General features: G+C 35.2%; 19 protein-coding genes, 4 pseudogenes and 3 other annotated features. Of the genes and pseudogenes, 5 read left to right on the top strand and 18 right to left on the bottom strand.

The window, feature by feature from the left end:
* Positions 1-17 precede the first annotated feature (17 nt).
* From ACEWFJ_RS12505 to ACEWFJ_RS12495, 3 genes are all read right to left on the bottom strand, one after another.
* Complete coding sequence (locus ACEWFJ_RS12505; protein ID WP_473688747.1) at positions 18-1,646, bottom strand: ABC-F family ATP-binding cassette domain-containing protein; 1,629 nt, start codon at positions 1,644-1,646, stop codon at positions 18-20.
* Positions 1,647-2,286: 640 nt separating this feature from the next.
* On the bottom strand, positions 2,287-3,309 hold the full coding sequence (locus ACEWFJ_RS12500) for an MFS transporter (RefSeq protein ID WP_473692475.1): 1,023 nt from the start codon (positions 3,307-3,309) through the stop codon (positions 2,287-2,289).
* A gap of 41 nt (positions 3,310-3,350) precedes the next feature.
* The gene (locus tag ACEWFJ_RS12495) at positions 3,351-3,509 is read right to left on the bottom strand and encodes a hypothetical protein (protein WP_473688745.1); all 159 of its coding nucleotides are present in this window, start codon (positions 3,507-3,509) and stop codon (positions 3,351-3,353) included.
* A 319-nt stretch (positions 3,510-3,828) separates the two neighbouring features.
* On the opposite strand from ACEWFJ_RS12495, the gene ACEWFJ_RS12490 reads away from it, so the two are divergent.
* Positions 3,829-4,032, top strand: coding sequence for a hypothetical protein (locus ACEWFJ_RS12490; protein WP_429718532.1), 204 nt, complete (start codon positions 3,829-3,831; stop codon positions 4,030-4,032).
* A gap of 78 nt (positions 4,033-4,110) precedes the next feature.
* On the opposite strand, the gene ACEWFJ_RS12485 is transcribed toward ACEWFJ_RS12490, so the two are convergent.
* From ACEWFJ_RS12485 to ACEWFJ_RS12450, 8 genes and pseudogenes are all read right to left on the bottom strand, one after another.
* Positions 4,111-5,283 carry a GNAT family N-acetyltransferase gene (locus ACEWFJ_RS12485; protein WP_429718531.1) on the bottom strand — a complete coding sequence of 391 codons (1,173 nt, stop codon included), beginning with the start codon at positions 5,281-5,283 and terminating at the stop codon, positions 4,111-4,113.
* A 112-nt stretch (positions 5,284-5,395) separates the two neighbouring features.
* Positions 5,396-6,688, bottom strand: a complete 1,293-nt coding sequence (gene aroA / locus ACEWFJ_RS12480) for a 3-phosphoshikimate 1-carboxyvinyltransferase (protein ID WP_429718530.1) — start codon at positions 6,686-6,688, stop codon at positions 5,396-5,398.
* Positions 6,689-6,711: 23 nt separating this feature from the next.
* A pseudogene (locus tag ACEWFJ_RS12475) lies at positions 6,712-7,811 on the bottom strand (prephenate dehydrogenase).
* Positions 7,804-8,898 (bottom strand): histidinol-phosphate transaminase, encoded by a 1,095-nt coding sequence (hisC, locus tag ACEWFJ_RS12470; RefSeq protein WP_473688742.1) that lies wholly within the window; start codon positions 8,896-8,898, stop codon positions 7,804-7,806. Before hisC ends, ACEWFJ_RS12475 begins: the two are co-directional and overlap by 8 nt.
* A 15-nt stretch (positions 8,899-8,913) precedes the next feature.
* The gene (aroC, locus tag ACEWFJ_RS12465) at positions 8,914-10,086 is read right to left on the bottom strand and encodes a chorismate synthase (protein ID WP_429718528.1); all 1,173 of its coding nucleotides are present in this window, start codon (positions 10,084-10,086) and stop codon (positions 8,914-8,916) included.
* A 113-nt stretch (positions 10,087-10,199) separates the two neighbouring features.
* Positions 10,200-10,431, bottom strand: a binding site (T-box leader).
* Positions 10,432-10,438: 7 nt separating this feature from the next.
* Positions 10,439-11,514 (bottom strand): annotated as a pseudogene (locus tag ACEWFJ_RS12460) (bifunctional 3-deoxy-7-phosphoheptulonate synthase/chorismate mutase).
* Between the two features lie 141 nt (positions 11,515-11,655).
* Positions 11,656-11,891 (bottom strand) — a binding site (T-box leader).
* 55 nt (positions 11,892-11,946) lie between these two features.
* Positions 11,947-12,181: a binding site (T-box leader), on the bottom strand.
* Positions 12,182-12,280: 99 nt separating this feature from the next.
* Positions 12,281-15,796 (bottom strand): DUF4020 domain-containing protein, encoded by a 3,516-nt coding sequence (locus tag ACEWFJ_RS12455; protein ID WP_473688740.1) that lies wholly within the window; start codon positions 15,794-15,796, stop codon positions 12,281-12,283.
* A 206-nt stretch (positions 15,797-16,002) separates the two neighbouring features.
* Positions 16,003-16,248 (bottom strand): DUF2651 family protein, encoded by a 246-nt coding sequence (locus ACEWFJ_RS12450; protein WP_473688738.1) that lies wholly within the window; start codon positions 16,246-16,248, stop codon positions 16,003-16,005.
* 155 nt (positions 16,249-16,403) lie between these two features.
* Here ACEWFJ_RS12450 and ACEWFJ_RS12445 point away from each other — a divergent pair, with 155 nt between their 5' ends.
* Positions 16,404-16,853 (top strand): YndM family protein, encoded by a 450-nt coding sequence (locus ACEWFJ_RS12445; protein WP_253629709.1) that lies wholly within the window; start codon positions 16,404-16,406, stop codon positions 16,851-16,853.
* 472 nt (positions 16,854-17,325) lie between these two features.
* Here the strand turns inward: ACEWFJ_RS12445 and ACEWFJ_RS12440 are convergent, their stop codons facing one another.
* The 3 genes and pseudogenes from ACEWFJ_RS12440 to ACEWFJ_RS12430 form a co-directional block, all read right to left on the bottom strand.
* Positions 17,326-18,030 (bottom strand): YoaK family protein, encoded by a 705-nt coding sequence (locus ACEWFJ_RS12440; RefSeq protein ID WP_473688736.1) that lies wholly within the window; start codon positions 18,028-18,030, stop codon positions 17,326-17,328.
* A gap of 433 nt (positions 18,031-18,463) precedes the next feature.
* Complete coding sequence (locus ACEWFJ_RS12435) at positions 18,464-19,489, bottom strand: DUF2332 domain-containing protein (protein WP_473688734.1); 1,026 nt, start codon at positions 19,487-19,489, stop codon at positions 18,464-18,466.
* Positions 19,490-19,740: 251 nt separating this feature from the next.
* Positions 19,741-21,071 (bottom strand): annotated as a pseudogene (locus ACEWFJ_RS12430) (D-serine ammonia-lyase).
* Between the two features lie 184 nt (positions 21,072-21,255).
* Between ACEWFJ_RS12430 and ACEWFJ_RS12425 the strand changes: the two are divergent.
* Positions 21,256-21,810: a helix-turn-helix domain-containing protein gene (locus ACEWFJ_RS12425; RefSeq protein WP_473688732.1), complete on the top strand. Its 555-nt coding sequence runs from the start codon at positions 21,256-21,258 to the stop codon at positions 21,808-21,810.
* Positions 21,811-22,319: 509 nt separating this feature from the next.
* On the opposite strand, the gene ACEWFJ_RS12420 is transcribed toward ACEWFJ_RS12425, so the two are convergent.
* From ACEWFJ_RS12420 to ACEWFJ_RS12410, 3 genes are all read right to left on the bottom strand, one after another.
* Entirely contained in the window at positions 22,320-22,802 is a 483-nt protein-coding gene (locus ACEWFJ_RS12420; RefSeq protein WP_473688730.1) for a GNAT family N-acetyltransferase, read from the bottom strand.
* Positions 22,803-22,874: 72 nt separating this feature from the next.
* Positions 22,875-23,396: a cysteine hydrolase family protein gene (locus tag ACEWFJ_RS12415; protein WP_473688728.1), complete on the bottom strand. Its 522-nt coding sequence runs from the start codon at positions 23,394-23,396 to the stop codon at positions 22,875-22,877.
* Positions 23,396-23,947: a GNAT family N-acetyltransferase gene (locus ACEWFJ_RS12410; protein ID WP_473688726.1), complete on the bottom strand. Its 552-nt coding sequence runs from the start codon at positions 23,945-23,947 to the stop codon at positions 23,396-23,398. The genes ACEWFJ_RS12415 and ACEWFJ_RS12410 overlap by 1 nt, the downstream gene beginning before the upstream one ends.
* A 171-nt stretch (positions 23,948-24,118) precedes the next feature.
* Between ACEWFJ_RS12410 and ACEWFJ_RS12405 the strand changes: the two are divergent.
* A pseudogene (locus tag ACEWFJ_RS12405) lies at positions 24,119-24,666 on the top strand (DUF1572 family protein).
* A 247-nt stretch (positions 24,667-24,913) separates the two neighbouring features.
* Positions 24,914-25,363: a DUF5946 family protein gene (locus tag ACEWFJ_RS12400; protein ID WP_473688724.1), complete on the top strand. Its 450-nt coding sequence runs from the start codon at positions 24,914-24,916 to the stop codon at positions 25,361-25,363.
* Positions 25,364-25,744: 381 nt separating this feature from the next.
* Here ACEWFJ_RS12400 and lsrB read toward each other — a convergent pair whose 3' ends face one another.
* Positions 25,745-26,737 (bottom strand): autoinducer 2 ABC transporter substrate-binding protein LsrB, encoded by a 993-nt coding sequence (gene lsrB / locus ACEWFJ_RS12395; protein WP_473692473.1) that lies wholly within the window; start codon positions 26,735-26,737, stop codon positions 25,745-25,747.
* Positions 26,738-26,782 lie beyond the last annotated feature (45 nt).

The raw sequence follows: 26,782 nt of genomic DNA, 5'->3' as shown, positions 1-26,782 counted from the left end.
TAAGGGGATGCTAGCATTTATTTTGCTTCTTTATACATCTCTGCTACTTGTTTTTGAAGCTCTTCGTTCTCTAAATACTCATCATATGTCGTTTGTTTATCAACAACACCGCTTGGCGTTACTTCAATAATTCGGTTCGCAATCGTTTGAACGAACTGATGATCATGAGATGTAAATAGAATTGTACCTTTAAATGCCATTAAACCGTTGTTTAATGCTGTGATAGACTCAAGGTCTAAATGGTTCGTAGGATCATCTAATGTTAATACGTTTGCACCACTTAACATCATTTTAGAAAGCATACAACGCACTTTCTCTCCTCCAGATAAAACAGACACATTTTTCTTTACTTCTTCACCAGAGAATAGCATACGACCTAAGAAGCCGCGTAAGAAACTTTCAGACTCGTCTTGTGGTGAGAATTGACGCAACCACTCTACTAAGTTATACTCACTATTTTTGAAGAACTCAGAATTATCTCGTGGGAAGTATGCTTGAGATGTTGTTACACCCCATTTAAATGAACCGCTATCCGGCTCCATTTCACCCATCAAGATTTTGAATAATGTTGTCATCGCAATATCATTGCGGCCGATAAATGCAACTTTATCACCTTTATTTAAAGTGAAGTACACGTTATCTAATACTTTTTCACCGTCAATAGTTTTTGAGATGCCTTCTACTGTTAATAAATCATTACCTACTTCACGTTCTGGTGTAAAGCCAACGAATGGATAACGACGAGAAGATGGTTTAATATCATCTAATGTGATTTTATCTAATAATTTCTTACGAGAAGTTGCTTGCTTCGCTTTTGAAGCGTTCGAGCTGAAACGCGCAATAAAGTTTTGTAATTCTTTTACTTTCTCTTCTTTTTTCTTATTAGCATCTTGTGTTAACCTTAATGCTAATTGACTAGACTCGTACCAGAAGTCGTAGTTACCAACATAAAGTTGAATTTTACCAAAGTCAAGATCCGCCATATGCGTACATACTTTGTTTAAGAAGTGACGGTCATGGGATACAACGATAACTGTGTTTTCAAAGTTCATTAAGAAGTTTTCTAACCACTGAATCGCTTTTAAGTCTAAGTGGTTGGTAGGCTCATCTAGTAATAAGATATCTGGCTGACCAAATAATGCTTGTGCAAGTAATACTTTTACTTTCTCTGCCCCTGTTAACTCAGACATTTTTTTTGCATGAAGGTCTTCCCCAATGCCTAATCCTTTTAAAAGAATTGCAGCTTCTGATTCTGCTTCCCAACCGTTTAACTCAGCAAATTCGCCTTCTAACTCAGCTGCACGCATGCCATCTTCATCACTGAAATCTTCTTTCATGTAAATCGCATTCTTCTCTTGCATTACTTCATAAAGACGTGTATGTCCCATAATAACTGTTTCTAAAACTGGGAATTCTTCGTATTCAAAGTGGTTCTGTTTTAAAACAGCTAAACGCTCACCTGGTGTAATATGAACATCTCCTGTTGATTGATCAATTTCACCGGATAGAATTTTTAAGAATGTAGATTTACCAGCACCGTTTGCTCCAATTAAACCGTAACAGTTACCTGGTGTAAATTTTATATTAACATCTTCAAAAAGCTTACGATCTGCAAAACGTAAACTTACGTTACTTACTGTAATCATGTAGTTCCTCCTAGTAATACCGCTGTTTTCAGCGTTTTCTCGCCAATTGCCTTAAAAGTCGCAGCTTACGACTCACTTATTTTAGACTATTGCTATTATATAGTAGAACTTGAATGAATAGCAACGATAGATTCATTTTCTGTAAGGAAATCAAAGAGCTTTCTGCAGCAATTCCTCGTCTTTCTCTCATAAATTTTACTTCACTATCCTATATATTAAATGTCGTCTAAATACGATTCTCTTCCTACAAATGTATATTACTATTCTGAAAGAAGCTCAAGAAGCATAACTTTTTGTTCAAAACGCGTAGACAATACCATCAAAGGAGATGTTAATGTATGAGCTATCATAACAATCAAAATGGTTCCAATGGTTTAAAAATACGACGCAAAACTTCCAATTTTGATGCCTGGAAATATGAGTCTATTTATAAATATTCTCCTCTATTTTCATATAAAAAACTTTTCAAAGCTTTTTTTCATATCTTTTCCACAAAAACAAAAAATTAAAAGCTAAAGTTATCAATAAAAGGACGCGTTTATAAAGTAACTAAATCCTAATTTCTCAGTTTTGTAAGCGAGAAATTAGGATTTTTTATATTCGAATTTCCTTAACGTTATAAATCCGCATTTCCCTGACGTTACCACATTGTATGGTGAATATTCATTTTCTCATTTTTCGTTTTAAGTAAAACAAAAGATAGTCCAGCCGAAATACAAATAAGTATAGCTCCAAATATATAAACCGTTCTGATACCCAAGTATTCAGCTATAAGGGCAATTATAAAAATAGAAAGACTCGAAATCGTTGATAGCAGCACGCTACGAGATGCATATACTTTTGGAAGTAATGCCACATCTATATTTGTTTGAAATGCAGTTTGCTGTGCTACATCCCGTATTTGATATGCCGGCCCCATGGCAATACAGAGTATAAGTGATAAGACAGGAATACTACTAAGCCCATATAACAAAGTAAGAATGCTAAATAAAAAAGATCCTGCTACCATACTGAGTATAAGATTTTTTTGAATCTTTTTCGCTAGATATATTGTTATAAACCCTCCTACAATTGTACCGATATAATAACTAGCGTTAATGTAACCCCACCATTGCTCTCCTTTGTGAAGTACTTCCTTTACATAAACCAATGTAATCGCACCAACCCATATTTGACCTGCAATCCCTTCAATTACATCCATTAACGTAACCAATCGCAAGGTTGAGTTACTCCAAAGGTGAATCCACCCTTCCTTCATAAGGGTCCATTTGGATGCCTCATGATTTTGTGTTATCTGATCATAAAAAGAGCGAATTGCTATATACAAACAAACGATAGAAATCCATAACAAGACAGCCGTTATTAGTAAAGTAGGAATATGTCCTATTTTTACGACAATAAGCCCTGTCAGAGTATAACCGCCAATTTGTACCGCTTGATTGGAAATACTTAACAAGCTATTAGCTTTCACGAGCTCTTCCTTTAAAACAATTTGGGGAACTATAGAATTTAATAAAGGACTCCCCCATCCTTCTACGAAAGAAAGTATCAATATGTAAGCGAATAAAATATAAATATGAGAAGTTAAGAATGTAAATCCTAATAGTAATAAAGTGATCAAAATGGTTTTAGTAATTTGTAAGTTTACAAGTGCTTTTGACATAGAAGTATTTTGTAGGATTAGTGGTGCTGACAAGCCAGCTATTAATCTTGTAAGGGCCTTAAAAAAGGAAATAAAGAAGCGAATAATACAGATTCTGTTTTCTGATAAATATAAGTCGTAATGACCATGATGTATACGACATCAGCTAATGAAATGCTTGTTTGAGCTATCCAAAATGAATAAAATCTATAATTTTTCATCGCCACCTCCCAATAAGAAATACAATTTAATTAAAATTATTATAAAATAAACATTATTAAAAATAAATAAAAATTGAACGGGCGCTATATATATTCAGAATACAAACTGAAGATATGAGTACATAGCATTTTTTTTAAATGAACTGTAAACAATTGAATGCTCTTATCGATGGAGTAAAAGTGAAATAACCACTTCCTGAAGGTAGAAATTACAAACAAGAAAAAGAACCTTTACAATCCTAATTAAATTTCACCTGCACATTTCAAACAAACAAATGAATATACTATTTCATACATGATCCATTGGAGTGAACTTATTATGAACCTCTTTCCAACAAGGGTTGTTACTGGTACTCCTGTAGTAACCCCTTCCGTTCACGTTGCCGCTATTCATACGGCAAGTCCTGTTGTAGGAATTGTAACGCCATTCATCTGGCCATATCCACCCATCCACTTATCGGTAACACATCCACAAGTCATCTATCATTTCCATCACATTCCTTCAATATATAGAAAATATTGATGAACTGCTTAATTTTAAGAACATAAAAAGCGCTACTTTCACATAGCACTTTTTATGTTCTTTATCTATTTACAACAATTAAAAGAAATCATAAATAAATGGTTGCTGGGAAGGAATCAAGTTTTCAAGCTGCTTTATGTCTTCTTCTGTCCCTGAAATGGTACCTATTTGATATAATTCCCATGGATTTTTATAGCCGAAAAGAGTTGTAGACAAAGCGTTAATATTTAGTTGTACGCCTCTTTCTTTCAATGTTTCAGCTTCTTCTTTGCTTACCATAATTACTTCTTTATCCCGTAATAAGACTGTCTGATTATTCCAAGAAGCAAATGAATCAGAGATATGTAAAATAAGCTCTTCCTCGTTATGTTCCCAAGCAAATGGATATTGCTTAATAAAACGCTCAACATCTACGATTCTAACCATAAAATAAGGCTTTATTTCTGCTTTAATGCGAGGCTCTTGCAGTGAAAAGAGCAATGGTTCTTTTTCATGAACAATCATCTCAAGCTCTTGAATCATCGAATCATGCTGACAAATGAAATTCCACAAACCATTTCTAGCCTCACTGTTTAATGGCACAAATTCTTCTACTTTCATCTTAGAACTCTCTATTTTATAAAGTATATAACCTGTAGGTTCATCAACTTGATTATAATAAACAGCTGCATGCAGATCACCATAAACAAAATCCAACCAGAAATCCTGATTACGAACTAGCATACCAGAATACCTTTTTGCAAATTGCTCATATACGATTTCAATCTCTTTCAAATGTGATTCCTTATTAAAACGTTTTATACTTCCTGGTACGTGTTCTTTCATGATTAAATCAGCTTTTGATAATGAGCAAACAAGGCGATTCGCAAACAATTCCCATCCATACTTCCTATAAAAAGAAACAGAAAATGGATGCAGCATTGAAACGCTATAACCATCTTGTTTCATCGTCTCTAATACATATTTTAACAGTTTTTTCACATACCCGTTTCGTCTAAACTCTGGATATGTAGCTACTCCTGCAATTCCACCCATTTTGAACTTTTCTTCACCTAAAAAGATTTCAAACGGAATTAGGTGTAATTTTGCGGCAAGCTCTTTTCCTTCTAATATCCCAAATATTTGATGATACTTTTTAAAAAGCTGAAGACGTTTTTCAATTTGATCTTCTGGTACTTTATATTGAAAGGCGTATTCAGATAGTCTGACTGCCTCTCGATGTTGTTCTTCTAATAATTGAGTTACTTCCATGCTCCCACTCTCCCTCCATCGTATTACTAACTGCACATGCACAATAAAATATAACACAATAATCAGAAAACATAAATTTCGCAAATGAAAACCCGATAGATTTTATATCAATCTACCGGGTTTCTAACTTCAATTTCTCAATCTCTTCAAAAAATCTAGGATATGATACTCCAACTGCTTCCGCATCCTGGATTAATGTCTCTCCTTCTGCAATGCAGGCAGCTACTGCAAGCATCATTCCAATCCGATGATCACCATGACTATTTACGGTATTTCCCTTTAATGATGTTTTCCCATAAATAATCATACCATCGTTCGTTGCTTCTATACGCGCCCCTAATTTTGTTAGTTCTTCTACAACGGTATCAATTCGATTTGTTTCCTTCACTTTTAATTCATGTGCATCTTTGATAATTGTAATACCTTCTGCTTGCGTTGCTGCAAGAGCGATAATTGGAATTTCATCAATTAATCTTGGAATCATATCGCCGCCAATCTCAATTCCTTTTAACTTTGATGTTTCAATTATAAGATTAGCAGCAGGTTCTGCAGCATCTGTATCATATTGTTCAATTTCTAACTTTGCTCCCATTTTTGTAAGAGCATCGATAATTCCCGTTCTTGTTGGATTGATTCCAACATTTTTTAATGTAAGTTTGCTATTCGGAGTGATGGCACCGCCTACTAGGAAAAACGCAGCCGATGAAATGTCTCCTGGTACATGAATGTTCGTACCTTTTAGCTGTTGCCCACCTTCTATTGAAACTTTTGTTTCATCTCGTTTTACTTGTACACCAAATGCTTGAAGCATTCTTTCCGTATGATCTCGTGATATATGAGGTTCTGTAACACTTGTCACACCCTGCGCTCCAAGGCCTGCTAATAAAATAGCAGATTTCACTTGAGCGCTTGCAACAGGTGAAATATAATCAATCGCTTGAAGATTTCCTCCTCGTATCGTTAGCGGTGTATACGTTCCGTCTTCTCTTCCATCAATTGTTGCTCCCATTAGACTAAGCGGTTTTGTAACGCGTTTCATTGGTCGTTTTCCAATTGAAGCATCACCTTGCAAACAAAAATGAAGATTTGTATTCGCTAATATTCCAAGCAATAAACGAATCGTTGTACCAGAATTTCCAACATCAAGTACGCGCTCTGCTTCTTGTAAACCTTCAATTCCTGCTCCAATTATCTCTACTTCATCTCCGTTTTGCGTTATCGATACACCCATCTCACGAAAACAAGAAATAGTGCTTAAACAGTCTGCTCCTGGTAAAAAACCTTTAATCGTTGTTTTTCCGTGGGCGATTGCGCCAAACATGACAGAACGATGCGAAATTGATTTATCACCTGGAATAACAATCTTTCCTTGCAAACCTTCTATAGCTGTTTGTACAGTTTTCATATTTGTTACGACACCTTCTTTCTTTATATATTTTCATATGTTTGATACTGTTCATGCTGTAAAGATTGCGTTGCTCTCATGCGATCTTCTTCTGTTTGAAAGCTAATACGTAACACCCCGAGTAATCCTTCACGCGCTTCTAGTATTTGCAAGTTCGTAATACTAATCTCTTGCCTTGCAAGTATGCTTGTAATATGCGCTAACGCCCCTATTTTATCTAAAACATCAACGTATAGATCATGATAAGCAGGAATCGCACCGCTTTTACGAACAGGCATGGAATCACGGTATTCTTTTGCATTCGCAAAGTAAGTGTGTAGTACTTCTGCATCTCCTTCTGCGACTGTATGCTGCAATTGCTTCATTTCCGTAATCCATTCCTCTAATAACTGTAATAAATGAGTACGATTTTGTCTTACAATATCACTCCACATTTTCGGACTACTAGAAGCGATGCGGGTAATATCTTTAAAACCGCCAGCTGCCAGCATATGAATCAATGGATTGTCACCCGCATGTTTTTCTACTTGCTTAACTAATCCTGCAGCAATTAAATGTGGAAAATGACTCACAACACCTGTTACATAATCATGTTCCTCTGTATTTAACACAAGAAAATGCGAACGCGTTCCCTTTAACCAATCTTTTAATTGTTCGACTTTCTCCGTCTGAACAATATTCATTGGCGTTAAAATGTAGTATGCATTTTCAAATAAATGTGCCTTCGCACTTTCTACACCCGTTTTATGAGATCCTGCCATCGGATGCCCACCAATAAACGTAACACCGTTTTCTAGTAACGTCTCAGCTTCATTCATAATTGTTCCTTTTGTACTCCCGACATCCGTAACGATAACATCTTCACGCAATTGATATGAAGCAAGTTTTCTAAGCAACTTTGTTGTTTCTTCGACAGGGATGCAAAGATAATTAAATGTGCTTCTTCACACATTGTCTTTAAGTCCACTCCCACTTCATCGATTACATTCAATCGTTTTGCACGTTTTACTTGTTCACTTTGAATGTCATAACCAGTAATGGTCACACTATGTTCTCGCTTAATTGCTAAAGCAAGTGAACCGCCAATTAGTCCTGTTCCAATTAATACAACTTTTTTACACATGCGCCTCATCTCGAGACCTACTATTATTAAAATGTTGTGTTAACACTGCAATCACTCCTTCATTTTGCTCACTCGTGCCAATCGTGATCCGAACACCATTCGGAAACGGACGAATGATATACCCAGCGTGTGCACAAAGTTCATAAACTGTTTGTGCATCTTCTAACGGTAGAAAGATAAAATTTGTTTGAGACGAATAAAACGAAATTTCATTTTCTTTGCAAAATCTTTCATATTGCTCCAAGCCTTCTCGATTTGCACGAATTGTCTTTTGTAAAAACTGTTCATCGTTCCATGCAAGCACTGCCGCTTTTTGTGCAAGTGCTGACACATTAAATGGAAGGCGAACGACATTCAATTTCTCAATTATTGCTTCATTCCCAATTGCATAACCAACTCGAAATGCAGCTAATCCATACGCTTTTGAAAATGTTCTTAATATAAGAAGGTTCTTATACTCTTTTAGTAATGAAATTGTATCTGGAAGATCACTCGCTGTGACATATTCATAATATGCTTCATCAATCACAACCAATGTTTCTTTATGAACTTCCCTCATAAATTCACGTAATTTTCGGTCATTTACATATGTTCCTGTTGGATTATTCGGGTTACAAATCCAAACAATCTTTGTTTTCCCATCGATTGCTGACGCAATTTCATCTAAGTTATAAGTTCCATTCTGCAACGGAACTTCCTTCACCTCACACCCCTCGATTACTGCGTGATGACGATATTGCGGAAATGTTTCTCCAGCCGTAACGACATTATCTCCTTGACAAAGCATCGTTCGGCTAATGATTTGAATCACTTCATCAAGCCCACTTCCACATAAAATTTCTTCCTTTTTAACATGTAGTTTTTCCGCAATTGTTTGACGGAGTTCAACCGCTCCCCTGTCTGGGTATAAAGCATGTTCATTCCACTCTTCTTGTAACCCTTCCATAACACGAGGTGAACAGCCAAATGGATTTTCATTTGAAGCTAATTTTACAAATGAATGAAAACCATAATCTTCTTGCATTTGTTTTGCCGATTTACCCGGTTTATATGGTTGCAGTGTTCCTAATTGTTCTTTTACTTTCACGAAAATCCCTCCTTTTTAAAATTCTTTTGCGTACTTGTTATGCTGAGCAATATTTTGTTTAATAAGATCCATACGATCTTTCCCAAACTGTTCTACTAATGCAGTTGCCAGCTCCCACGCAACAACTGCTTCTGCTACTACACTTGCTGCTGGTACTGCACAGCTATCTGAACGTTCAATACTTGCTTGAAACGTTTCCTTTGTGTCAATATCTACACTTGCCAGTGGTTTATATAATGTAGGAATTGGTTTCATAACACCTCTCACAACAATTGGCATACCTGTTGTCATCCCGCCTTCTAACCCGCCAGCGTTATTCGTTTTTCGTGTGTAACCCGTTTCTTCATCCCATAAAATTTCATCATGAACAGCACTCCCTGGTTGCCAGGATGCCTCAAAACCAATGCCAATTTCAGCACCTTTAAACGCATTAATACTCATGATGGCTGCAGCTAATTTTGCATCTAATTTCCGGTCATAATGAACGTAACTCCCAACACCAATCGGCATTCCTTCAGCAATTACCTCAACGATTCCGCCAATGGAATCTCCATTACTTTTCGCTGTATCAATCGCTTCCATCATCGCTTGCTCTGCTTCTTGATCTAAGCAGCGAACAGGTGAGTTTTCTGAAATAACCTGCAGCTCTGCTAATGATACATGTGGAACTTGCTTGGCTTTCACACCACCAATTTCAAGCACATGCCCTGCGATAGTTACTCCTAATTCTATTAAAATCTTTTTTGCAATAGCTCCTGCCGCTACTCTCACAGTTGTCTCTCTTGCTGAAGAACGCTCCAATACATTACGTATATCACGATGACCATATTTAATTGCTCCATTTAAATCAGCATGTCCTGGACGTGGTTTTGTAATCGTTCGTTTCATTTCTTTACTTTCTTGTTCAGAAATTGGTTCAGCGCTCATTACTTTTGTCCAATGCTTGAAATCATCATTTTTCACAACTAATGTAATTGGCGAACCAAGCGTATAACCATGACGCACACCACTTACAATTTCAACAGTATCCGTTTCAATTTGCATACGTCTTCCGCGGCCGTGACCTTTTTGTCGTCTTAATAACTCTATATTTATATCTTCCGCAGTTAAAGAAAGACCAGAAGGAACACCCTCCAAAATAACTGTCAACTGCGGACCATGTGATTCTCCAGCTGTTATATATCTCATCTTTGTTTCCCCTTTACGATTTTATCCTGCTACTTTTAGACAGCGAAAGCTTATATGTAGCCTCTCCACTACTGGAAGTTCACCCTATAAAAAAGCCCCTACTGATTCAGCTCAGTAGGGGCGATGATATCGCGGTACCACCCTAGTTATAGACAAGTATGTCTATCTCTTTTTATTGTTAACGATCATATTGACCGTCTTTCCCTTCATAAAGACTTCCATCTTTACTACGAAAAAGATGCTCCAGGGCTGTAATTCACATTTACCTTTGTACTGATTTCCACCAACCATCAGCTCTCTGTAACAAGGAGATAAATGCTACTGTTTTCCTTTCAACGCAATATCTATTTAATTATGATAACTTATTTTTAAATCCTTTTAACTCTTCCATGAATGCATGGAACTGTGGAATATCCATTTGCTGTGCGGAATCTGATAATGCAACCGCTGGGTCTGGATGCACTTCTGCCATAACTGCATCTGCACCGATTGCTAGTGCTGCTTTCGCAGTTGGAAGAAGTAAGTCTTTTCGCCCTGTTGAATGTGTTACATCCACAACAACCGGTAAATGTGTTTCTTTCTTTAAAATTGGTACTGCTGAAATATCAAGTGTATTACGCGTTGCTTTTTCGTATGTGCGAATACCACGCTCACATAAAATAATTTGATCGTTTCCTTGTGCAATAATGTATTCTGCTGCATGGACGAACTCATCAATTGTCGCTGCTAAACCACGTTTTAATAATACTGGTTTATTTACTTTTCCAACGGCTCTTAATAAATCAAAGTTTTGCATATTACGAGCGCCCACTTGAATCACATCAACATAATCAAGCGCCATTTCTACATCATTTGGATTTAAGATTTCACTAATGATTGCTAAATCAAACTCGTCTGCTACTTGGCGTAAAATTTGCAATCCTTCTAATCCTAATCCTTGGAAATCGTAAGGGATGTTCTCGGTTTGAAGGCACCACCGCGCATTAATTTTATTCCTTGTTCTTTCATCGCCTGAGCAACTTGGCGAACTTGGTCTAAACTTTCAACTGCGCAAGGTCCCATAATAAATGTTTGTGCGCCGCTACCTAACAATTCACCTTTTACATCAACAATCGTATTTTCTTGTTTCTTTTTACGCGAAACTAATAATGCTTTACGATTATCATCTTCTTGTAATTCTAAGCTTGCTTTAAAAATTGTTTTGAAAATATGTTGCACTGTAGATGTTTCAAATGGCCCTTCATTCTGCTCTGCAATCATATCAAGCACTTCACGCTCACGAACAGGATCGAAGCGTTTCGTACCTTGCAGTTTCTTTTGCTGACCAATTTCTTGAACAACCTTTGCACGCTTATTTAATAAATGCAGAAGTTGTAAGTTAATTTCATCCACCTGTTTACGTAATTGTTCTAATTCATGATTTCCCATTGAAAATTCCTCCTTTTATCTTTGAAAATATATAATAAGGGATTGAAAATTCCCTATTTTCTGAACTTGAAATTTGTAACAAAACCAGATTGGTAACGATTTCTCATATGAAATATACAAAAAATCCCTACTGATTCAATCAGTAGGGACGATTATTATCGCGGTACCACCCTAGTTGTAGACAAGTTTGTCTACCTCTTTCCATTGTTAACGATCATATTGACCGTCTTTCCCTTCATAAAGACACATCTGCCTTTACTACGAAAAAGATGCTCCAGGATTGTAATTCATGCTTGTTTATGTACTGGTTCACACCAACCACCAGCTCTCTGCTACAGGGAAACAACCACTACTCTTTTTCCTATCATCGCGCTTATTATTTTATTGTCATATAGGTCCGCATATATGCAAAAAGTCCCTACTGATCCAATCAGTAGGGACGATTATTATCGCGGTACCACCCTAGTTGTAGACAAATTTGTCTACCTCTCTTCTTTGTTAACGATCATATTGACCGTCTTTCCCTTCATAAAGACACATCTGCCTTTACTACGAAAAAGATGCTCCAGGACTGTAATTCACGTTTACCTTTGTACTGATTTCCACCAACCATCAGCTCTCTATAACAGGGAGATAAACACTACTCTGTTCCCTTCAATGCTTTATTTTTATTAAGTATTGATTTGTATTATAAAGTGTTATTTTTAACCATGTCAACACTTTTTCATTATTTTTTAAAAATTCTACTCACACTGCATCGTATGTTTCATAATAACAAATGTGAATCATTTGCATTTCGATTGATCAATCCGATGCGCATCATCTCATTTTGAATACATTCAAATAGTGTATTTTCAAGCTTTGTTTCATCAAATATTTTCTGAAGATTAATGATTTCATTTTCAATACACTCTGCATCATTTAGCTTTGTTAATAAAACAAAAAATAAATTTGCATACACTTTAGGATTTTGATGAATTAGCTCATTTTTTTCCAACATCTGTTTGAACAAATATTTCACTTCTTGTTTCTCTTTATGCAGTGAAGATATAGAAAAATACGATAAAACAGCTTCAATCCCTTTTTCAGCAATAGCTTCCATGTGTAACACAAACCGTAGAAAGATGATATATTCTTCCCCTGATATTATACTCATTTTAGGGCGTTCTACTAAAAAATCCGCAAGCCAGTCTTGCCAAAACTTTTGTTGTTCTTTTATACTCAATGTTTTTACATAATAAGATACATTTCCGACAAACTTTACTTTTTCTAGCTCTTCTCCCTGTATAAAAAGAGTGTATAACCAGTCTATTTGCTCATCCCAATATAAAATACACTTTAGAAAGACCAGACTCAGCCACTTCATAAATACTTCTTGTGTATGTTCATTCAACAAATGTAAATGGCGAACAGCAAAAGCAATATATTTCTTTGTTTGTATGAATAAAGGCAAATTAATTTGAGTATTTACAAACCCAGCCCAGGCATACTTTGTTTCCTCTTCATTTTTCTGCAAATCTAAATAAGGAATCATATGCTTTCTACACCATTGCTTCTCGATATGATAGAGAAATGTTAAATCTGCTGTGAGCCTAGCGATCATAACATTTACGTAGTATGATTTTTTTCGCATCTGCTCTTCAAATACATACAAATAAGCATGTATATTTCGATCATATAAATGTTCATATGCAAGAAGCTTTAATAAAACTGCTGTTATTTTCCCTACCGGATGCTGAACAGCCTCATTGTAGTAATCCGTTTGCTCTTTTCTTCCTCCTTGCTCACCTTTCATGACATGAGGAAACAACGAAAAAGCAAGCTGCTTTACTGCTCGAATTGTGTCTTCTTGAAATTCCTCTAACCGATTGCTCTTTTCATACAGAAAACTACTAATGAGCCAATGATAAGTAGCATGTCGTACAAATTGATGCAACAGCGGTAAAATCTCTTGTATTTGCTCATTTGTTAATTTTCGATTATTGCGCCACTCCCTCATTAATACAAACCATACTTCTTTACTCACTTCTTTATATCTAACTAATTGATATGCAAGAGAAATACTCCATTGTGCATTTGTTTTACAAGCCTTGGAAAGCATTTCTAAAAAATGATGTTTCTCAAACAATCCTTCATGTGAATATTGAAGAACTTGCCATACCATTTCTTCCTCTCTCATATGCAACAAACCATCTGCTGTTAAATTGCATGTAATCGGCTGTAACGTCCGCTCTTCTTGTAAATCCGGATACTTTCTCGATAAAAAATGAGGGAATTTCTGTTTCATAAATTCATATGTTTGTTTCGTAGACTCGTTATCTGGAGCGCACATGTAAAGCCAATCTATTAAGTTACAAGCCGCGTAACAAGTTTTTACTTCAAAGTGTTTCATTACGTTTTTTAACACTTTTTGTTTTGAAGATTCAGATGCATGTTCATAATGATTCTTTAACAGTTGAAACACCTCATGCTTGCAAGAGTCTTCAATAAGCAATTTATGTTGTAATAACCATTCAATTTTTTCATTTTGCGTTCGGAACACAGTATGGTTCATACTATGCACTGCAATTCTCTTTTGCAGTGTGTTTCCATATTCAAGCATATAAGCAATATAAAAATTTGCTTTGTTTTCATCATGTGCACAAATATAATTCATACAATCTCTAACAATATTAATTAAAAAAGAAAATTCACGCGGCTGGCTATCTTGCTCATGCGGTTCGATTGCACTTCGTGATTCACTGATTGTATCATGGATTTGAAGGGTCTTTTGTTTTAGAGCTAATCTCTGTAATTTTTCTAATCCAATCTGCAAAATTGGTATAGCAAAATAAGAAAGATGCGGCTTTATTTTCACTTCCCATATGTGCTGCATTTTTGAAAAAGTTGCAGCTGACAGGTGATTTGTTTCCGCTAACTCTACAACATCTTGCGTCTCTTGTTCCCATTGCCGAAGTCGCTTCAATTTCAGTTTTCCATCTAATATACAAGTTAGTAAAAGAACCATAATTTCTTTATGCTCCGGGTACGTACATTTATGAAGTAAAGAAGGCAAATTGCCAATAAAAAATTCTTTTGTTTTCGCCTTTTCTAACAATAATAGAAGCCATTTTGCAAAGGAAATCGTATGTATCGGTTGTTCCATATCTACTAAAAACGTGCATATCGTATTCCATAACAAGGCCGATATCTTCGTATTATTTTTATACATTAACTGAAATAATTCATTTTGATGACTTAATAAAAAATGATCAACAATCCACTGTGCAAGCAACTGATCTTTCTCAGAAGTATCAGCTTCTTCTGAAAATAAATTCCGTAACTGCCCCTCTTTTTCTAGCCATTCCACCCATTCGTAGTCTCTTGCAAACTCTACAAAATATCGAAGTGTTTCAATCTTTTTTACAGATTGTTTAATATAAGACAGTTGCTCCTGCTCTAAAGATGGTGGAACCGTTACGATATCACGAATCCGTGTTCTTTTTGTAATATAATTATCACCCATTAGCTCTGCCCATCGCTGTACTGCTTTTGCTAATGACTGATGATTTTGCATCTTATTCGGATATACAATCGGCTTAATCCCTAAATGCTCCCAGTGATATGTATTTTCTCCATGAGCAACAAAGGCATACCTTCTCGTACTAGGTGGTAATCCAGTTGCTAAATACTTCATAACAGGGTCATTATGACTATAACCAATAAATAAAACGGTATAATTAGAAAATAGGTCTACTAAAAACCGCCTTGCCCATCCTTCTGTTAAGTAAGCCCTTCCAAAATCACCATCTGTCAAGATTAAATTTTCTTTTTCTTGTTCCACATTACCATGAATGTATGCCAATCCTTTAAAAGCTCTTCCAGTTGGAAGTGCCGGAGCAAAATATATATTTACTTTACGCTTCGATTCCTCGAGTAAAGTTGTAAAATGTTGATCAAAATTTGTAGTTACAATACGAACATTTTCATCAGCTGCAAATAATTGTAAAATAGAATCATGCAATGGATTTGGCTTTGAATACGCTACATGAACAAGATTCTTAGCAATCTGATGAACATCTTTCGTTTTCGAAATTTTTCCAAGATAATAATCGTGCGGTTCATTTTCCTCACGCTTTTCTACATATAGAGCGTTCGCAATATAATCAACTAAGTCATCAAAATTCGGTAAGTTTGAATTACCTTTCATAGATACTCCAGCTCCAACAAATACCACCAATTTCCCTTGTTCGAGTTTATCAAATAGTTCATCTGGAATTTCTACCTCTGAAGTAATCCACATCTCTATCCCTCCTTACCTAAAAATGTTAATTTCCTCTTTTTAATATAACATTTTTTGTGTTTTTTTAACATTCAGATAAATGAAAGGTGATAAAAATTTTTACTTTTAAAAATCAGTTCTACCTTTGAGAATAATATTTCATTTTCCTTTCAGTTCATTCAAAAATCCTTCAACTTAAAGTTAAACAGCAGTTCAAATCACTAAATTCATTTAGACAAAATATATTTGAACAAAAGCCCAACCAATATTGATAAAGCTGAATATAAAATTACCCAATAGAGAAATGTTTCATTTGCATACATAATCATAAAGACTATTGAAAGCAGAAAAATGATTAAGGGCATAACAAATAAATTTTTTAACCCTACATAAGCGATTGCACTTAAAATTACCGTAACAACCGGAAACAGAATGAATACTAAGAACATCGGATTGATTAATAATTGAGTCATTATCTTCCTCCTATTTAGGTATTTGAATTAGGTGTTTATCTTTTTTACAATGATACATTGTTAATTTAACTCCACCTTACAATTTGAACTTTAAATTTCCATGCATAAACTTCCTATTTTCATTCAAACTAAATAGAAAAAGAGAGGTTCAGATGATGAATCATATTACTATTCTGCTTATAAAGTTTGTATCCTGCATAATTGCTTTTGCAATTGGCTTGGATTTTTTCTTTGATGCAACATTTGTTGACATCTTTTCCTTCAGTCTATTTATTACGATTGCCTCGTATATGTTAGGAGATCTGATCTTCTTACCACGGGTGGGAAATACCGCTGCAATCATGGTTGATTTTCTTTTCACTTATATGAGTGTATGGATTTTCGGCAGCGTACTTTTAGATAATTATATGCAAATTGCTTGGGGAAGTATTTTATCAGCAATAGTAGTTACAGTAGCAGAAGTCTTTGTTCATAGTTATTTACTCAGTCGTATTTCTACTCAGCAAACAAGCAATAGAAAAGATATTAATTTCCACCGATCGCTAGCTTATGGAACAGAGTTTGCTGAAGAACAGAATGTTACAGATGCGAAAAAACGGAAATGATACAACCTCTTTGCATCTCGTTCTCTACATTCATACAATATATGACCGCATATACAACAACAGCATCTGCTATATTGTTATGATATATTTCGCACAGCTAGTTACGATAATACTTTATCAGTGGGGGATTTTCTTCATCCCCCACTGATGGTTAGTTGAACCAATCGGGCATTAATGGGCAGTTATCCCCCACCTATCTTCTTCGCTTCTCTCAATCTTGAGGTGTGGAGATCTTACTGTCCCGTTAATGCGGGATAAATTATCATCGTCAGTAGTTACTAACCTTAATTCCAATTGGAAAAATCCTGAGAACCATTATTTCTCAGGATTTTTTATCATTTTGAGGAAATTGTTTATCGAGCTAAGATTTTAATGTTATCAACGCCCAGCACTCCACATGATTCGGATGAGGAAACTGATAATGAACCAATTGCAATAATGAGGTATTATCAAAGCAACATTAAAAAAACTTTTATTTCAACGTTAGGCGTTTTCTCCAATAACCTCTATCTTTATGATACAAAATAAGAGCAATCACTAAAATTCCTGATGCAATCCAAATAGATTTGATCCCTATATGAGTGGTGGAAAAAGTCCCTAACAGCACACCAAATATAAAAGAAAAAATGATAACAAGAAATTCTTTAAATCGTTTTTTCTCTTCCTGATCATGTTCTTTGAATGCTAAATATGCTGCCTGCGTTGCAATTCGAAGATTACCTGTTGTCATCGTTGAATTGTAGGCCCACTTGTCTAGTTTATTAAAAGTAGAGATCTGTAAAGATGATACAAACGAAATACATACTGTTACCACTATGTTAGGTATACTTTTTGGCAAGATACCTACAATGATTAAAACAACACATTCTAGTATAAGAATAGAGCGTCTATAACTATGTAATAAATGCCTTATATGAGGAATCTTTACTACTTCTGATATTAAAACACCTAACATAAAAGCTAAAATAGGCGGGATATAAAGCAAAGCACTTCTCCATTCCCCATTAGCTGCTCTTATAGCGAGTAGTACTACATTTCCTGTCTGTGCATTGGCGAACACTCCGTCTCTACTAATGAAAGTATAAGCGTCTAAAAAACCTCCAACTACAGCTAGCAAAACACCCAAATAAACAGAGTTTGAAGATAATGAGGGGATCGTACTTAGTTTGTCTTTCATATTATTATCTCCTTGTATCTTATATTAAAAATATTCATTTATAGTTAATATTCTATTTATACGAAAACAACGTTCCTTTAAAATCCTACAAAGTAGATTAGCAATCCTTATCTTAATTTCGCTTCCCTTTTCTTTTTCCCATATTAGCTATAACAATGTATAACCATACCAAGTTTTTTTACTATAATCAACACAATTTTTTTAACATATTTTACTCGTTTCATTTCGTTCATATTCAAAGCTATTACCAACATGAAAGCAGAGCACGTACAGACCGGCGATAGCCCTTTATCAAAAATAACCCCAAAAGTTTTCTTACACAGAATCACTTTTGGGGTTACCTTAAGTTATAGTCATCAATACTTATTAATTTAAATTTCAATTAGGAAAATTACGTCTATACCTATCTTAGTTAACGCTTCCTCCCTATACGCTACTTCAAGTTCCACTCAAACCATCTACCATGCCCATCTGTTTCTCCGATCGTTTGATTATATTCTATACCATTTAAAAAATAATCAAGATGAAGTTTTCTATCCCACATGTTGTTGTAAAGATGAAAAACATCTCGTTTACTTCCAATCGTTTTTATTTTTTCTATTAGTTCATGCTTAGAATCTTCTGGTATTTGATTTGCAACGTGAGTATGAAAAATACAAATAGCAGTATCCTTTGGAAGTTTTTCTACAACATTTGTGAGTAATGCCACTCCATCTCCTTCTATTAGTTTTACTGGATTCTCGATAAAGCATTTTGCTGCACTTTCAAACAGCGCTAACCTTTCTTCATGTTCAGGCCAAATAAGCGATTTTAACCATAAATAGTCTTCTGAATTGTTTAAGTCACTAATATGTAAGTCTAATCCTACCTTTGAAGCTACCGGAGGACTAGTTAGAAAGAATGATGGCATATTCTCTCCTTTTACTTTAGCTGTTATATGAACAGGTGAGTCGTTATCACCATAAATTTCATTTGTTCCATATGAATAACTATACTTGTCCCATAACAATTGCAGGCCAGCACTCGTTCCAATTTCTATTAGTGATAAAGGTTTCTTTACAACGTTGTAAAGATAGCAAAAAATAGGATATAAATAAGCAGCGCGTCTTACTTCATTCGTCTGTACTAACTTGCTTTTTAAGATAGAAATAATTTCTTCTCTATACAATTGACAAAAATCCTTGAAATGAATAAAGGAACCTTCTATTTCCCTTGGATTCTTAGTCATACTTGGATAATACTCCTTTAAAACATGTTCTTTTCCTTTTAACAGAAGATAATGGACAGCCCCTAACAATAAATTAGGTACTGGTTGCCCTTCTTGGGAATTTGCACTTAACTCTATCAATTCATCATCTTCTGAAATTTTTATAGATAAATACTCATAAAGTTCACTTGAATTCCTACACTCATTTTTCGCAAAGTTCTTAAATCGTTCAGATAATTGGACTTTATCCAAAACCCCCGCCTCCTGTTGATTTTAATTTTCTGATTTTACACACTATTTTATTATAATTGAAAATAATGATATGATACATCGTTATTATTACAATTTATGGAATTGCATGAAACCATAAAGAAACTTCCATCTGTCAGCCCTTACTACCCGTTAACGAAAAATAAAAAAGTACACCACCTTAAACTAGTGATGTACTAATGAATAAATTTAAAATAGAATATTTAACTACCGATAAAAAACGATTACAAATTTCATCCTTTTTGATAGTATTCTTCCATAATATGAGGCGGAACCATCCCTCCACCTGTTCCCCACATGATATGCGTTGCATGCATCATTTTTTCTTGCAGATGATTTTCTTGTATATATTGCTGTTGTTTGAACAATTGAACAGGTCCGTATACACTTGCCAATGCTGACGGCTCTAATTTGATTCCTTCTGTATCGACAAAAGCTTTTAATAGTCTATATAATTCTTGATCACTTACTGTGTAACATCCACTTAGCAACGGTTCAATTACTTTTCCAACAAATCCAGATGCTCTTCCTACCGCAAGGCCATCAGCTTCCGTCACATTATCAATACCAAAGTCTTGCACAGAAATTTCATCGTGAAGACCTGTCAATAAACCAATTAACATACATGGAGAATGAGTTGGTTCCGCAAAGAAGCAATGTACATGATCACCAAACAATAATTTCAAACCAAATGCCACGCCGCCAGGACCTCCGCCGACACCACATGGTAAATAAACAAATAACGGATGGTCAGCATCAACAACAATATTTTGATCCTGCAATTGTTTTTGCAAGCGAGAAGCAGCTACAGCGTATCCAAGGAAAAGATTTTTTGAATTCTCATCATCAACGAAATAACACATAGGATCCGCTTCTGCTTGTCTTCTTCCTTCTTCTACTGCTTTACTATAATCCGCTGCATATTCAATAACTGTGACATTTTTACTTCGAAGTAAATCTTTTTCCACTGCTTTGCATCAGCCGACATATGAACTGTCACATTAAATCCTAATTTTGCACTCATAATGCCAATACTAAGCCCCAAATTCCCGGTTGAACCTACTGCGATTGAATATTGTGAGAAGAATGTGCGGAATTGATCACTATCTAAAATTGAATAATCATCTTCTTTATTTAATAAGTGATGTTCCAGAGCTAAATCTTCCGCATGTTTAAGAACTTCATAAATTCCGCCTCTTGCTTTAATAGATCCTGATATAGGAAGCTGACTATCACATTTTAGTAATAAATTACCTACTATATGTTGCTCATACTCTTGTTCTAAATGTTGTTTCATAGAAGGCGTTGCCACTAAAGGAGATTCAATTATCCCATTCGTATCTTTTGTTTCTGGGAAAGCTTTCGCAATATACGGGGCAAAACGTTTTAATCTTTCCTCTGCATCTTTTACATCATCTGTAGTAAGAGGTGCTTTTTTTATTCCGGTTTCAAAATCTTCTTTATTAGGATTGACCCAAAATACTTCCTCCGTCAAAACGAGTTGATTTAGTAAAGGGTGCTTTTCTTTTAAAATTTGTATAGATGCGCTATCATACTTCTTCATTTGTGAATTCTCCTTTCTTTATCCTTATTTAATTAATGTTAGATGTTAGCATTTTAAAATTTAATTTTATTTATTATAATTAAACTAAATTTAACACACAAACGAAATTAATTAAATATATATTAATAAATTTAAATTAAATTTAATTAAAATCTTTAATAATTCATATACAAGGAGAATCAACATGAATGATATAAATGTCGGACAAAGAATAGCAGAATACCGAAAAGTACAAGGCTTGAGCAGTCGAGAACTGGCAACACTCGTCAATGTCACACCTTCTATGTTAAGTCAAATCGAAAAAGGATCTGCAAACCCATCCCTGCAAACCCTTAAATTAATATCTAACGCATTAAATATTCCTATGTTTAATTTCTTTTTGGAAGATACAAGTGCACAAAGCTTAGTTGTAAGAGCTGACCAACGAAAAAAGATTAGTTTTCCTGAAAGTGAACATTTGTCATATGAATTACTATCTCCAGATTTAACTGGAGCCCTTGAACTTGCTCTTATGACTTTATTACCTCAAGCCTCTTCTTCCGAAAAACTAATAGAGCATAAAGGTGAAGAAATCGCCTTTGTTTTAGAGGGAACTGTTACTCTATATTTAAATCAAGAAACATTAACTTTATACACAGGTGATAGTGTAAAAATCCCATCTTATATGAAGCATAAATGGGAAAATCCGTATAAAGAGAAAGCAGTAGTAGTTTTTGCAATCACTCCTCCGACTTTTTAACTCTGCATGACATTGACTAATTTCGGCGAGAAAAACTGTGTAAGAACTTAATGAAAAACTAAATTTACTCATAAATAAGCCATCATTTCTAGGGATTTATGTAGCTTGGAAAAAAAGGTTGATCAAAAATACCTCGCAATCCCAAATTTTATGATAAATAAAAAGAATCCATTTTGAAAAAAGATTGATCAAGATGGATTCTTCTAAGCAGATTTAAGTTTGGTTTTTTAAAAAAAGTTTGATCATTTCTACCTAAGTTGTTCAACAATCGCGCCCGATTATTGAAGATCGTCGCTTAAATCTTATTCAAGATAAGCACTCAGTTAGTGCAATAAGATTTTTGTCCAGCCACCTTTTTTTGTCACTGCTTCAGCAGGAGTAAATGCTTCGTATTGGTTATAGTTTGTCACTATTTGGGTTATAAACCAGTCCTTGTACCTGTATCTGGATTCTCCCCTAAAGTAATGACCTTTTCTCCTTTTCCATAGTTTCGGATCAAGTCGAAATCTCTAAAGATCGCGTACGTTCCAAACTATCTCGCCGCGCTCGTCCCACGTGCTGTGGTGCCGCTCAAATCCTATCTTTTCTAGCACTCGGAAGGACGCAACATTCCAAGCTCCTACAGTCGACCAAAGCCTGTTGCGCCCGGTAGCAATCGCAGCGTCCAGGACCACGGATGCTGCCTCAGTCGCATAGCCTTTACGGTGAACGCTGCGGAACAACTCATATGCGATCTCCGGCTCTTCAAGTGTGGAACGACCGATAATCAAACCACAGTATCCGATGAAATCGCCTTCGTCTCGGCGGCGAATAGTGAGAAGGGAAATGCCATTTTCGACTGCTCTCTTGCGCATCTCGATAATCCGGCTACGGGCGGCGTCAAGAGTCGGCATGTCCACACCACGTTCACCAATTAGTTTTCTCAGCCAGGCTGCATCGGATTCCTCCCACATACTCAGGTCAAGTCGTTCGGTTTTCAGCTGGAACGCCATAGGTTTAAAAAAACCGTCATAGTGGAAACCTCCTAGTTATTTATGAAATATTTCTCTCTACATACTATGTTTCTAATTTAACTTTAAATCTTGTACATTTACTATATTCGCAAACCAGCCTAACACTTTATTGTGATGCTGAATGATATCTTCTGCACATAATTGCTCTGAATCAAACGTACTATGTGCACCATGAATGAGTGTTACTTTATACCCTTCACTAAAGGCACGGCGAACGGTTGTATCTACGCAATATTCGGTTTGCAGTCCACAAATATAAAGATGTTCGATTCCTTTTTCTTGCAAAACTTCCCGAAGATTCGTTTCATGAAAAGAATCAGGTGTTTCTTTTTCCACTACAACCTCATTTGACATCGGAGTAATTTTAGAATGAATGTGCCAACCTGCTGTTCCTTTTTCTAATGGATGACCCTTAGATCCATTATGTTGCACATAAATAACAGGAATATCATGAGCACGAAATGTTTGAATTACCTCCTGCAAATTTTGTAATAAGCTAGAGCCATTATGTACAGGGATACCTACTGTATACATTCCTTCTTGCACATCAATTACTACAAGTGCTTGTTTCATCAGCAAATTCTCCCTTCATTTTTATACTCCATCATCCAACAATCTTCCAATACTCCTTCATGTAATTCATGTTCTTTCAACAATTTCACTTTTTGAAAACCACACTTTTCATAGCAACGAATTGCTCGTTCATTTCTTACCCTTGGATCCATCGCAATTGCGACTGCACCTAATTTGTTACTGATATATGTAATTACAGCTTGCACAAGCTCTGTACCAATTCCTCGGTTCCAGTATGCTGTTTCTCCGATAAATTGGTCCATTCCCCATACATTCTCTTTCTTACCATATCCATATAACGCTTTCCACTCTGCATCTAAAGGATACATTTGTACATAGCCAATAGCTCGGTCTTTATATTCCACAATACACTTTTTCTCTTTATCTTCAAAACTACTTATATAACGCTCTCGAACTTGTTCTGGTAATTGTGGTTTGTCTCGCCCTTCATAAAAACGTAAAACTTCAGGATTTGATAACCAGTTTGATAATGTTTGAACATCATCTTCCGTTATGTATCGAATAGATAACTCTCCTTGTTGAAATAACATATGATTACTCCTCTCTTGCAACATTACTGTATTCGACTTTTAACGAAACAACCCTTCCTTATGAAAGAAAGGGCTGTTAAGAACTTTATATTCCACTACGTTCAAATAAAAGGTTACAACAGGTAAATATCGAATCCTTTATAAAAAGTATTTTTTAGGTAGGTGTTTATAATGGGAATTGAAAAAGAGTATTTACGCTGTGTATTAAAAACATTTCAGTCTATGAAAAAGTTAGGCGAAGATGCTATCGATCAATTAAGTTATGAAGAACTCCATATATATCCGAATGAAGAATCTAATAGTATCGCCATTATCGTCAAACACATGTGGGGAAACATGCTTTCTAGATGGACTGATTTTTTAACAACAGATGGGGAAAAGATAACTAGAAATCGTGATGATGAATTTACTGGGCAATTCCCTCCAAAGCAGCCTTATATCAGGCGTGGAATCAGGGATGGAAAGTTTTATTTACAACATTGAATAATTTGAATGAAAACGATTTAGAAAAGACAATTCATATACGCGGAGAGGCTCATTCCGTTATTGAAGCCATTGAAAGGCAAATATCACATTATTCCTATCATATTGGCCAAATTGTATATGTAGGGAAGTTACTTAAAAATGAGAAATGGAAATGCCTTTCTGTTCCTAGAGGAAAATCGATTGAATATACCGAGAAATTCATGAGCAAACATAAAAATCTAGAGAATAAATGAAAATCATACTTTTTGGACAATCAAAGGTAAAAATGGTGATAAAATATTGTCCGTTTTTATGATAGGCTCTGTTAAAGTATAGTGTTGATATTTAATACATTCCCGAATCCTTAGTATAATTGTTATAAGAACAAACATTCGCGGAGGAAGCAAGAATGAGCAAAGCATTTAGTAATCTACTAAAGCACATTGATAAATTACCACATACCCAAAAAGAACAAGTATATCAGTGGAGGATTTAACTACAATGGTTGACAATAATACAATAATGGAATCTGGTAAATGTATTGAATGTGGAGCAAATGAAATAGATGGACTTTCCTGTTACGAGATGTTTCAATTCCCACTGGTTTGGGAGCATAACGACTCTAAATTATATGATTTACATTTTTGGCTTGTTTCTTGTTATATGATTCAACACCCATCTAACTATACTAAAGATGGATATAATCATTTGATAAACTTATTCACTGGAGCTTATGATAATAATTGGGATACTGGTTATATTCTTAGAAAAAATAGGGAACTCGTTTCAAAAGTAGGTAAAATAACCAATCCACTGCCAAACCACAAAAGAAAACGTATATATAGAAGATGGTCAATGACAATTGAAGATTTATATAGTGGTGGAGAAAAAAATGCAATAAACAACATCAATAAATGGAAAGAAACAATTAGAAAGGATTTAAAAAAATAATGTAATGCGTATATTCAACTAACGGATTACGTTAGTTGAATAATGACTGTAAAATTTAGACAGTCATTATTCATATTCACTTATCAACATTTTAGTTTAACAGCACCTTATGATAAGAAATAAAAGGGGCTACATCTGCTCCTTTTGTTTCTATATCTAGCCCCTTTTTCAGTCTACAACTATTTTTCCCTTTGGACAGCAATCATTCTTGTAATTCTACTTCACTCGCATCGGGGCTCCTTTCTCAAAGCTTTCACTCTATATTCTCTCGATTTTCAAAAAAGTTTCATTTTTATTTCATAAAAAAGAGCAACCATATTCGGCTGCTCTTCATGTAAAAATATTCATCATTATAATTAATTTTTCTTTTAAAACACACTATTAAAAATTATATTTTTCAATGTTATCCTTTGTAAACACAACCCGTTCTGGCAATACAATAATTCCATTTCCTTCTGCTTCATAATCATATCCTTGAATTGAGTTTGGTTCCACTTTCACTTTTCCAATACCAGGAACTTCAAAGCTGTCACCGACTTTTAACTTTTTACCTTTTACAACCATTTCATTTGCAACATAGGTTGCAAGTGCACCTTGTTGTTTTACATCCCACAAGCCAAACTGTTGAACTGTCCCGCGTTTTACGTAATCACGCATGACATTAGGTGTTGAAAAACCAGTAATAACAACTTTCTTATCCACTTTTAAATTTTCTGCAGCTTGTGCCATTGCTGGTAATGCAGTTGCATCAGGGCAAATGACCGCATTAATATCTGGATATGTTTTCAAAATACTTTCACCTACGGCTAGTGATTTTTGAGCATTGTTTTCCCCATACTGGGTCGTCACAATTTCCCAATTCGGATATTTTTCTTTTATAATTGCTTTCGCTTTTGTAACCCATTGATTCTGATCTGTTACTGTTGGACTAGAATAGAAGAATGCTACTTTTCCTTTATCACCAATTTGTGAAGCAGTCATTTGAATAAGCAAATTGGCCAATTGTTCTGGTGTTCCTTGACTTATATAGAAAGAGCGATCTTTCGGATTAACGTCAGAATCCCATGTTAATACGGTAATCCCCTTTTTCTTTGCACGTTGCAAAGCTTGTGATAAACCGTCGACAGAAGTAGATGAAACCATAATCGCATCATAGTTTTGATTAATAAAGTTATTAATATATTTTACCTGCCCTGATACACTTGCCTCAGAAGGTCCATCGTATTTTAAATTTACACCGAGCTTATCCGCCATTTCTTTTGCGCCTTCTCCGCCCGATGTAAAGAAACCGACTCCAGTTAATTTAGGAATAAAGGCAAATTTCACATCTTTTGATTTATTCCCATATGATTTTGTATTTGTACATGCCATCATAGAAACAACAAACACCAATAAAATGATGAATACACTTATCTTCTT

The organism is Bacillus sp. EA-CB0995, from assembly GCF_055814245.1.
The sequence above is the reverse complement of the archived record's forward strand: the minus strand, read 5'-3'. Positions and strand labels throughout refer to the sequence as shown.

What these genes read in the sequence shown, in the direction of transcription:
- ACEWFJ_RS12505 (WP_473688747.1), bottom strand. Translation starts at nt 1,646, where the DNA reads ATGATTACAGTAAGTAACGTAAGTTTACGTTTTGCAGATCGTAAGCTT.
- ACEWFJ_RS12500 (WP_473692475.1), bottom strand. Translation starts at nt 3,309, where the DNA reads ATGTCAAAAGCACTTGTAAACTTACAAATTACTAAAACCATTTTGATC.
- ACEWFJ_RS12495 (WP_473688745.1), bottom strand. Translation starts at nt 3,509, where the DNA reads ATGAAAAATTATAGATTTTATTCATTTTGGATAGCTCAAACAAGCATT.
- ACEWFJ_RS12490 (WP_429718532.1), top strand. Translation starts at nt 3,829, where the DNA reads ATGAACCTCTTTCCAACAAGGGTTGTTACTGGTACTCCTGTAGTAACC.
- ACEWFJ_RS12485 (WP_429718531.1), bottom strand. Translation starts at nt 5,283, where the DNA reads ATGGAAGTAACTCAATTATTAGAAGAACAACATCGAGAGGCAGTCAGA.
- aroA (WP_429718530.1), bottom strand. Translation starts at nt 6,688, where the DNA reads ATGAAAACTGTACAAACAGCTATAGAAGGTTTGCAAGGAAAGATTGTT.
- aroC (WP_429718528.1), bottom strand. Translation starts at nt 10,086, where the DNA reads ATGAGATATATAACAGCTGGAGAATCACATGGTCCGCAGTTGACAGTT.
- ACEWFJ_RS12455 (WP_473688740.1), bottom strand. Translation starts at nt 15,796, where the DNA reads ATGTGGATTACTTCAGAGGTAGAAATTCCAGATGAACTATTTGATAAA.
- ACEWFJ_RS12450 (WP_473688738.1), bottom strand. Translation starts at nt 16,248, where the DNA reads ATGACTCAATTATTAATCAATCCGATGTTCTTAGTATTCATTCTGTTT.
- ACEWFJ_RS12445 (WP_253629709.1), top strand. Translation starts at nt 16,404, where the DNA reads ATGAATCATATTACTATTCTGCTTATAAAGTTTGTATCCTGCATAATT.
- ACEWFJ_RS12440 (WP_473688736.1), bottom strand. Translation starts at nt 18,030, where the DNA reads ATGAAAGACAAACTAAGTACGATCCCCTCATTATCTTCAAACTCTGTT.
- ACEWFJ_RS12425 (WP_473688732.1), top strand. Translation starts at nt 21,256, where the DNA reads ATGAATGATATAAATGTCGGACAAAGAATAGCAGAATACCGAAAAGTA.
- ACEWFJ_RS12420 (WP_473688730.1), bottom strand. Translation starts at nt 22,802, where the DNA reads ATGGCGTTCCAGCTGAAAACCGAACGACTTGACCTGAGTATGTGGGAG.
- ACEWFJ_RS12415 (WP_473688728.1), bottom strand. Translation starts at nt 23,396, where the DNA reads ATGAAACAAGCACTTGTAGTAATTGATGTGCAAGAAGGAATGTATACA.
- ACEWFJ_RS12410 (WP_473688726.1), bottom strand. Translation starts at nt 23,947, where the DNA reads ATGTTATTTCAACAAGGAGAGTTATCTATTCGATACATAACGGAAGAT.
- ACEWFJ_RS12400 (WP_473688724.1), top strand. Translation starts at nt 24,914, where the DNA reads ATGGTTGACAATAATACAATAATGGAATCTGGTAAATGTATTGAATGT.
- lsrB (WP_473692473.1), bottom strand. Translation starts at nt 26,737, where the DNA reads ATGATGGCATGTACAAATACAAAATCATATGGGAATAAATCAAAAGAT.